The sequence below is a fragment of the Streptomyces sp. SA15 genome (assembly GCF_002291145.1).
Lineage (GTDB): Bacteria > Actinomycetota > Actinomycetes > Streptomycetales > Streptomycetaceae > Streptomyces.
The window spans coordinates 1-8,202 of the sequence record NZ_NTGE01000029.1; the positions used below are offsets into that span (position 1 = coordinate 1).

The following is an 8,202-nucleotide window of genomic DNA, read 5'->3' on the forward strand; positions in this document are numbered from 1 at the left end:
AGGCGGCGAGCCGGTCGGCGAGGGCGGTCAGGTGCTCCGGCGTCGGAGCGCTCAGCAGCACCAGTTCGTCGTCGCCCAGGCCCTCGGAGGGCACCCGCGGCCGCCGGGCGCCGTCCTGCGGCACGTACTCCTCCAGTACGGCGTGCGCGTTCACCCCGCCCGCGCCGAACGAGCTGACGCCCGCGCGGCGCGGCACGGACACGGTGCGGTCCTGCCAGGGACCGCCCTCCGTCGTCAGGGTGAACAGGGCTGGATCCAGGCCGAGCGCCGGGTTGGCGGGGTCTGCGTGCAGCGTCGGCAGCAGCTCGCCGTGCCGCAGGGACAGGACCGTCTTGGTCAGCGCGGCCAGCCCCGCCACCGATTCGCCGTGCCCGATCTGGGACTTGACCGAGCCGAGGGCGATGGGCCGGCAGTCCGCGGGACGGCCGCCGAACACGTCGGTGAGGGCCGCCAGTTCCACCGGGTCGCCGAGTTCCGTACCGGTGCCGTGCGCCTCGACCAGCCCCACGGTGGCGGGGTCGACACCGGCCCGGTCCAGCGCCCGGCGGATCACCCGCGCCTGGGCGCGTGGGCTCGGCGCCGTGTACCCGTGGCCGCGGCCGGCGTGCGCCACCGCCGTGCCCCTGACGACGGCGTACACCTGGTCCCCGTCGGCCAGCGCCCGGTGCAGCGGCTTGACCACGACCGCTCCGACGCCTTCCCCGGGGCCGAAGCCGGTGCCGCCGGCGCCGAAGGAACGGCAGCGTCCGTCGGGGGAGAGGAACCCGAACTCCTTCAGCAGCAGCATGCGCGACGGATGCAGATAGAGGTTGACCCCACCCACCACCGCCGCCGCGCACTCGCCCCGCGCGATCGCCTCCGCGGCCAGGTGCAGCGCCACCAGCGACGACGAACAGGCGGTGTCCACGGGCTGGCTGGGGCCGCGCAGGTCCAGCAGGTACGAGACCCGGTTGGCCAGGCTCCAGTAGTGACCGGCGGGGACGGTGCGGTTGCCGCCGCTCCACGCCTCGACGCCGACCTTCTGGTAGTCGCTGGACGTGACGCCGACGAAGACGCCGACGCTGCGCGGCTCGCCCGTGGCGTCGCGCAGGTCGTCCAGGCGCTCCCCGAGCGCCCCCGCGTCCTCCAGCGCCTCCCAGGCTGTCTCCAGGAACAGCCGTTCCTGCGGGTCCACCAGGGCCGACTCGTGGGCGGAGAGCCCGAAGAACTCCGGGTCGAACCGGTCGACGTCCGTCAGGAAGTGACCCCGGATGCCTTCCGTGCCGGTGCCCTGCGCGGCCCAGCGGTCCGAGCGCAACGGTCCGGAACAGTCCCTGCCTTCCCGGAGGTTGCGCAGGAACGCCGCGAGGTCGGCCGCGCCGGGATACCGCCCGCTCATCCCCACCACCGCCAGCGCCGCGTCGTCCTCGGGCCTGCTCGCCGACGGCGTCGGTCGCGGTGCCGGCCGGGTGGGGGGTGCGGGGGGCTGCGGGGCGGCCTGGGCCGGTGGTTCCGCCGGCGCCGGTGGGCGCGCGGGCGTGGTGGCGTCGTCCGTACGGTCCGCCAGGAGGGTGGCCAGGGCTGACAGCGAGGTGGCGGCGAACACCTCGGCGCCCTCCACACGGCCGACGGTCCGGCTCAGCGCCGCGGCCAGGCTCCGGATCGTGACCGAGTCGAACCCCAGCGTCTCCAGCGGCGCGTCCATCCGTACGGCGCCCTCAGGGGTTCCCGTCACCTCGGCCACGGCGCGGCGCACCAGGTCGGTCACCTGCCGGGCCCGCGGGCCGGAGCCGGTGTCCGGCACCCGCGCTTTCCCGGTCGTCTCCGGTGCCTCCCCCAGCACCGAGAACGCACGCAACGTCGCCTCCCACCGGGACCGCTCCCCGTGGAACACCGCCACCACGCCGGTGTCCTCCGGCAGCCGCAGCAGCGCCTCCAGGGCGGCCAGGCCCGTCCCGGCGGGCAGCGGCTCGGCGCCGGTGCGTTCACGCATCGCGGTGAGCACCGCGTCCGGGACCGTCATGCCCCCGTCGCGCCACAGCGGCCAGGCCACCGACAGCGTCCGACCCGAGCGCTCTCCGCGCGCGACGGCAGCGCACCGTCGTGCGGCGAAGCCGTCCAGGAAGCCGTTGCCCGTCGCGTAGTCCGACTGGCCGAGGTTGCCCACGGCACCCGAGAGTGAGGAGTACAGGACGAACAGGTCGAGCCGCAGCCCCGCGGTCGCCGCGTCCAGGGCCCGTACGCCGAGCGCCTTCGGCCCGATCACCGCGTCGGCGTCCTCGGGGCGCTTGCGCACCAGGTAGGCGTCCCGGAGCGTGCCGGCCGCGTGGAACACGCCGTCCAGCCGGCCCTCCGTCCGCAGGACGTCGTCGACCAGCGCACGTACGGCATCGTCGTCGGTGACGTCCGCCGGCACGTAGCGGACGTCGGCGCCCAGTGCCGCCAGTGCCTCGCGGTCGGCCTCCGCCAGCGCCTCCGGGGAGCGCCGTCCGCACAACACGACCCGGGACCCGTGTCCGAGCAGATGACGGGCCGTCAACCTTCCGAGCCCCCCGAGCCCCCCGGTGACCAGGTACACCGCTCCCGGCCGCAGCGGAGCGCCGGTGCCGGGTGGTTCGGCGGCGGGCGGCTCGACAGGGGCGAGCAGCCGGCTGAGACGGCGTCCTGCCCTCCGGTCCACGATCCGGCCCGAGCCGGGCTCCGGATCGGCGGCCTCCTGCGTGATCGTGGCCGCTTCGGCGGCCCCCACGCCGTCCAGCAGCAGCGCCCGGCCCGTCAGCCGCGGGTTCTCGTGGGCGAGGCTCTGGACGAAGCCGCCCGCTCCCAGGGCCGTCGCCGGGTCCGCCGCGACCGCCACCACGTGGACCGGCCGCCTCCACAGCTCCGTCAGCACCTGCCGGACCGGCCCGAACAGCGGCGCCCACCAAGTCGCCGAGTCGCCCGGCTCCAGAGCCACCACGACGGTCACCCGCTCACCCGTTGCCGGCTCCGCCGCGAAGGCGGCCGTCTCGGGCGGTGCCCCGTCCGGCGCGACCCGGCGGACGGGACCGGACCACCGTGCCTCCAGCGCGGTGGCCAGCTCCTCCGGGCCGACCACCAGCAACGGCCCGGCCACGGTGCCGGCGGGTGCGACCGGAGTCGGCATCCACTGCGGCGCGTACAGAGTGATGCCGGGCAGCTCTGGGGCGGGGGCAGAGGCGGGGGCAGAGGCGGGGGCAGGGGCCGGGGCAGAGACGGGGGCAGTGGTGGCCGGGGGCTGCGGTGCCGGTGCGGACGCGGGCGTGTCCTCCTCGATCCAGTAGCGGTCGGTGGCCAGGACGGACCCGGGCATCGGCACCACCCGCCCCCGCCCGGGCGGGAACACCTCGGACCAGCGCACCGCATGCCCCTGGACGTAGAGCCGTCCCAGGGCCAGCAGGTCGTCCGCCGATGCCCGGCCCGTGGGGGCGACGCGGTCGTACAGCCGACCCAGCACGGGTTCCTGGGCCCGTCGTACGCTGTCGCCGCCGTCCGCGCTGTCGGGGCCTTCGGGAGGAGAGACGACCCAGCGCTGCGAGGACCGTCCCTCCGTGAACGCGGTGAGCGCGGCGCGCAGCTCCTCGGTGTCCTCGGCGACGACGGCGAGCCGGTGGCTCTGGTGGTCGCGGCCGACGGCGAGGGTGCGGGCCACGTCGGACAGCGCGGCGTCGGCGCCGGGCCCTTGGAGCCACGCCGTCAGGGCGCGGGCCTGGGCGGTGAGGAGGTCGTGCCGGTGTGCCGACAGGACGACCAGGGCGGGACCGGGGACGGGGGCCGGGGCGGGCGTCGCGGGCGGCTCCTCCAGGACCACGTGGGCGTTGGTGCCGCTCAGCCCGAACGAGCTGACCGCGACCCGCCACGGCCGGGAGCCGTCCCGGACCAGGTCGACCGGCCCGTCGGCGACTCGGAAGGGACCCTGGTCGAAGGGGATGCGCGGGTTGGCCTCCCTGAAGTGCGGCGTGGCCGGCACCCGCCCGGTGGCCAGCACCTCCATCCCCTTGAACACGCCGGCCAGTCCCGCCGCCGCCGACGTGTGCCCCACGTTGGCCTTCACCGAGCCGACCGGGACACTGCGGGCCGGGAGCCCGGCAGGCGCGAACACCGCGTTGAGCGCGGCGAGTTCGATGGGATCGCCGAGCGGCGTCCCGGTGCCGTGGCACTCGACGTAGTCGATGGTGGCCGGCTCGATGCCGAACCGGCGGTAGGTGTCCTCGATCAGCGCCGACTGCGCGTGACGCGACGGAGCGGTCAGACCGTTCGTCGCACCGTCGTGGTTGACGCCCGAGGCACGGATCACGGCCTGCACCGGGTCACCGTCGGCCAGCGCCCGGCGCAGTGGTTTCAGCAGCACCACCGCGCCGCCCTCGGCGGGTACGAACCCGTCGGCCGCCGCGTCGAACGGACGACATCGGCCCGTGGGGGAGAGCATCCCCGCCTTGCTCATGTACACGTAGGGAATCTCGGTCGTGTAGAGGGTCACGCCGCCGGCGAGCATCAGGTCCGCCTCGCCCAGCCACAGCGCCTGGCATGCCAGGTGCAGCGCCACCAGCGAGCTGGAGCAGGCGGTGTCGACGGAGGCGACCGGCCCGGCCAGGTCCAGCAGGTAGGCCACCCGGGCGGCCAGGATCGACTGCGAGTTGCCCTGCATGACCTGCGGCATCCGGTGGTGCCGGCTGGACCGCTCGACGCGCAGCGCGTAGTCGTTGAGCATCACGCCCGCGTAGACCCCGCACCGGGATCCGGCCAGGGAGGACGGCGCGTACCCGGCGTTCTCCACCGCGCGCCGGCACTCCTGGAGGAACAACCGGGCCTGAGGATCCGTCAGTTCCGCCTCGCGCTGTGTCATCCGGAACAGCTCGGCGTCGAAGGCCGCCGCGTCCGGGATCATGCCGCCCCAACGCGACAGCGACCTGCCGGGTGCCGTGGGGTCGGGGTCGTACCACCGGTCGACCGGCCACCGGTCCCGGGGCACCTCGGCCACCACGTCCGCGCCGTCCCGCACCAGCTTCCGGAACGCGTCGAGGTCGTCCGCGCCCGGGAACCTGGCGGAGCATCCGATGACGGCGACCGGCTCAAGGACCCGCCCCGACGTGCCGGGATCGGCAGCGGCGGGCCGAGGGGTGGACTGCCCCGTGGCCTCAGAAGCGGTGGGCCGCGGAGCCGGTGGTGGAGGCGCGCCGTTCCGCACGGCGGTGCCCTGCGCGCCCGGGCCGCGGTCGCGCAGCAGGGCCAGCGCCTCGTCCTTCGACAGGTCACCGGCGGTGAACCGGCTCAGAACATCGCGGGTGTCCATGCCGTCCAGATCCCTTCCTCGGCTACGGCGTGTACGGCGGCCCGGGTACGGTGCGGGCCGTGGCGGCCGATCATCGGCGGCCCTGCGCGCCCTCCAGCAGGGCGGCCGCCTCCTCCAGCCCGATCGCGCCGCTGTGCAGCGCGGAGAGCACGGCGTCCGGATCGTCACGATGCGACGTCAGGGGCGGTGCGGACGGCCGGTCGGACACGTCGTCTTCGGACGGGCCGCCCTCGGTGTGGCCGTCGCAGAGGTGGCGGGCGAGCCGGTTCACCGTCGGGTGCTCGAACAGGGCCCGTACGTCGAGCGTCACGCCCAGCCGGTCGCGCGCGGCCACGACGAGCTCCTCGGACAGCAGGGAGTCCAGGCCCATCTCCTCGAACGGCCGGTCGGCGCCGATCGCCGCCGCGTCCTCGTACAGCACGTCGCTCAGGACCTCCAGCAGGGTGGTGCGCACGTGGTCCACGTCCAGCCGGGCGCCGGTGGCATGGGTGGGCGGCGACGCCGGTGGCTCCTGGCCGGTCCCGTCGGCCGTACCGACGGTCGTACCCGCCGTCCGATCGGACGCCCCCTCCGGGTGCGGCGCCGGTGCCAGCCCGAAGTCCCGCAGGTGCCCGCGCACCGCACGGCGCGCATCACCCGAGCCGGACTCGGCGTCGGTCCCGCCGTGCCGGTCGAGCTGGTTGTCGTACCAGCAGCGGATGCGTTCGAACGGGTAGTGCGGCAGGGAGACCCGCCGCCCTCGGTCCCCGGCGCCGCAGGCGGCCCGCAGGTCGGCCCGTCCGCCCTCCGCCCACCGCGCCACCGGCGCCTCGTCGTGCTCACCGGGCGAGGCACCGGCCGCGACGCGGGACAGCCCGTCCAGCAGCTCCTCGCGGGAGGATCCCCGCACCGCCGCACGATGTGCCAACTGCACCCGGCCCACGGCCAGGGTGAACGCCACGTCGGCCGGCGACGGACCGTTCCCCGCCGCCCAGAGATCCCGCAGGTACCGGTGCAGGCGCCCCGCGCTCTCCGCCAGCACGGCCGGGGTGCGCGCCGACAGGAACAGCGTCAGCGGCCGCCCGTCGTCCGGCGGGGCCACGGGGAGGGGCGGGGCCTCCTCCACGACGACGTGGGCGTTGGCGCCGCCCGCGCCGAACGAGCTGATCCCCGCCCGGAGCAGGGCAGGCGCGCCGTCCGGGCCGACCGGGTTCCAGGGCTCGGCGTGCCGCTGCACGGTGAACGGCGTGGCCGCGAAGTCGATCTCGGCGTTGGGCGGGTCGGCGTGCAGGGACGGCACCAGGACGCGGTGCCTCAGCTGCAGGAGCACCTTCGCGAACGCCGCCATGCCCGCCGCCGACTCCAGGTGCCCGATGTTCGACTTCACCGAGCCGATCGGGCAGTCGCCGGGGCCGGTACGGCCGTCCCGCGCGAACGCCTCCACCAGTGCGCGCATCTCGATGGGGTCGCCGAGCGCGGTGCCCGTGCCGTGGGCCTCGACGTAGTGGAGGTCGTGCGCGCTCAACCGGGCGTCCGCGAGCGCCTTGCCGATCAGGTTGGCCTGCGCCTTCGGGTTGGGCACCGTGTAGCCGTTGGTCCGGCCGCCGTGGTTGACCGCGCTGCCCCGGATCACCGCCTGGATCCGGTCGCCGTCGCGCAGGGCGTCGCGCAGGGGCTTGAGGACGGCCGCGGCGACGCCCTCACCGGGCACGTAGCCGTCGCCCCCGGCACCGAAGCTGCGGCACCTGCCGTCGCTGGACAGGAACCGTCCCTGACTGAGCATCAGGTACTTGTCCGGGTGCACCGACACGTTGACCGCACCGGCTACGGCCACCGCGCACGAGCCCGCGCGCAGCGCCTCGCACGCCAGGTGGATCGAGCTGAGACCGGACGAACAGGCCGTGTCCAGGGCGATGCTGGGGCCCTCGAAGCCGAAGAAGTACGACACCCGGTTGGCGATGCACCAGAAAGCGCTGTTGGCGTGCACGGGGTTGCCCAGCAGCCGTTCCTCCGCCTCGTGGAGCTGGTACTCGCTGTACATCGCGCCGACGTAGACGCCGACGTCCCTCGGCCGGTGCGGGTCGCCGTCCGGCGCCAGGTCCGCGGGCGTGTACCCGGAGTCCTCGACGGCCGCCCAGCAGCTCTCCAGGAACAGCCGGGCCTGCGGGTCGATGGTGCCCGCTTCCCGGGCCGAGATGTTGAACAGCGGAGCGTCGAAACGGTCGATGCCGTCGAGGAAGCCGCCCCACTTGGCGTACGACGTGTTCGGCCGGTCGCGGCCGGGGCGGTGGAAGCCCTCCAGCGGCCACCGGTCGGGCGGGATCTCCGTGACGCTGTCCCGGCCCCGCAGGAGGTTGTGCCAGAACGCGTCCATGTCGTCGGCCTGCGGGAAGCGCCCGGCGAATCCGATGACGGCGACGGCCCGGTCGTCGTCGTCCGGGGACGGGCCGGCGTCGGCGGCGGCCTCGTCGGCCGCCGTGGGGACGACGGGCGTGGGGGTGGTCCCGGGAGCGGAGTCGGGTGAGGCGGGCGCGGTCGGGGGCGCCGGTTCCCCGACGGGGTTCCGCCCGCGCAGGTGGTCCGCGAGTTCGGCCGGGGTGCGGCACTCGAAGAGCAGGGTGCGGGGCAGTCGCCCGAACCGTTCGGAGAGGCGGTCCACCGTGCGGATGGCCAACAGCGAGTCGATGCCGAGGTCGTCGAAGAGCGTGTCGGGCCCCACGAGGCCCGGCTCGTGCCCGGTGACCTCGGCCAGCACGTCCCGCACGACGTCGAGCAGTCCGGCGTCCTGGCCCACCCCCTCGTGTTCGTCGCCCCCGCCGCCCGCGTCGCCTCCGCCGCCCGCGTCGCCTCCGCCGCCCGCGTCGTCCCCGTCGTCCGCGGACGGCTGCTGTCCGGTGGCCGTGGCCCGGTCCGCAGCGGGCGCCGGTTCCACG

2 protein-coding genes are annotated in these 8,202 nt (G+C 75.4%); both read right to left on the bottom strand.

The genetic code is table 11. From position 1 onward, the window contains the following. The coding region (locus CLM62_RS04680; protein WP_143658941.1) for an SDR family NAD(P)-dependent oxidoreductase at positions 1-5,290 on the bottom strand (5,290 nt) is incomplete at its 3' end. Between the two features lie 70 nt (positions 5,291-5,360). Next, positions 5,361-8,202: beta-ketoacyl synthase N-terminal-like domain-containing protein (locus CLM62_RS04685; protein WP_257003669.1), on the bottom strand; the 2,842-nt coding region annotated here is incomplete at its 5' end.